The sequence below is a fragment of the Pseudoalteromonas sp. S16_S37 genome (assembly GCF_014694405.1).
Lineage (GTDB): Bacteria > Pseudomonadota > Gammaproteobacteria > Enterobacterales > Alteromonadaceae > Pseudoalteromonas.
The window spans coordinates 1-1,236 of record NZ_JAAUWV010000146.1; the positions used below are offsets into that span (position 1 = coordinate 1).

Consider the following 1,236-nt stretch of genomic DNA (forward strand, 5'->3'; position numbering starts at 1 on the left):
CAAGAGAGTTAAATTGGATTGTGTATATTGCTTCGCAAAGTATAGTTATCCATATGCCAAGGGTACTTAATATTGAAATAATAGTGCCAAACATCCGCCATAGTGCATATATAAAGCGGCGGATGTCTGCAAAAATTTAATTTACCTTATTTAGGGTTAAGTACTAATGGACTACTTCGTCGCTATTTTTTTATTTGCTATTTCATCCTCAATTACACCAGGCCCTAATAATGTGCTTGTAATGACATCTGGCCTTAACTTCGGCGTAAGAAAAAGTCTCCCTCTTTTATGTGGTATTTGCCTTGGGTTTACTGCGATGTTATTGATAGTCGGTATTGGTTTTATGCAGGTGTTTACGTATTTTCCTTCGTTGCATTTGGTCATAAAAACACTCGGTGTAGGCTATTTACTTTATTTAGCGTACTTGATAGCAAATACACCCAATTCTGTTTCATTTAGGAATCAACAAACACCATTGTCATTTCTAAATGGAGCATTATTTCAGTGGATTAACGCAAAGGCATGGATTGTTGCATCAGGGGCGATAGCAGCGTTCACGACGGTTAATGTCAGTTCTTTTGACCAGCAGATAACGATAGCTTTAATATTTCTACTTGTATCGTTTCCTTGTGTAGGAGTTTGGTTATTATTTGGCTCCGTACTAAAACGCTATTTGACACGACCTAAATACCTTATATGCTTCAACTACACTATGTCATTATTGTTGATCCTTTCAGTGCTGCCAGTTATCAAAGAGTTAATTGATGTAATTGGGACTGCTTTATTCACTCGGTAATCCGTCAAAATCTCTAATAGTGAGTTTTATGTTTGCAATTTAGGTAATTGTTTTGTAATTATGGTTTTATCATCACGTTCTATTTATGTGAATTTTGGACTTAGCAGATAATAATAAGGAGAAAACGATGAAAACAAAAATGACACTATTAACTGTATCCGCATTACTACTAGGTAGTACATCGAGTTTTGCATCCGCGCCAGACGGTTGGGTTGGATACTTCAAAGGAGAGTGCGAACTAATATCACCGGCCAGAGGGAGTTTTTACAAGTTTCCAATGGCATTAGAAGTTGCCGATGTTGATCAGGAAAATGCTGACTGGATTGAATCGCCCCGAGTTCATCGGAGACTAGTTGTTTAAGTCAGGCTACTTTACCTGACTCTTTTAAATTATCATAGAAATCAGCTTCATATTGAGCTGGTGAAATATATCCAATAGA

Annotated in this window: 2 protein-coding genes; both read left to right on the top strand. The window is 36.9% G+C overall.

All coding sequences use genetic code 11. The features are described 5' to 3' along the window. Window positions 1-166 precede the first annotated feature (166 nt). Window positions 167-796: a LysE family translocator gene (locus HC733_RS22260; protein ID WP_190367159.1), complete on the top strand. Its 630-nt coding sequence runs from the start codon at window positions 167-169 to the stop codon at window positions 794-796. A gap of 127 nt (window positions 797-923) precedes the next feature. Then, window positions 924-1,157, top strand: coding sequence for a hypothetical protein (locus tag HC733_RS22265; RefSeq protein ID WP_190367160.1), 234 nt, complete (start codon window positions 924-926; stop codon window positions 1,155-1,157). Window positions 1,158-1,236 lie beyond the last annotated feature (79 nt).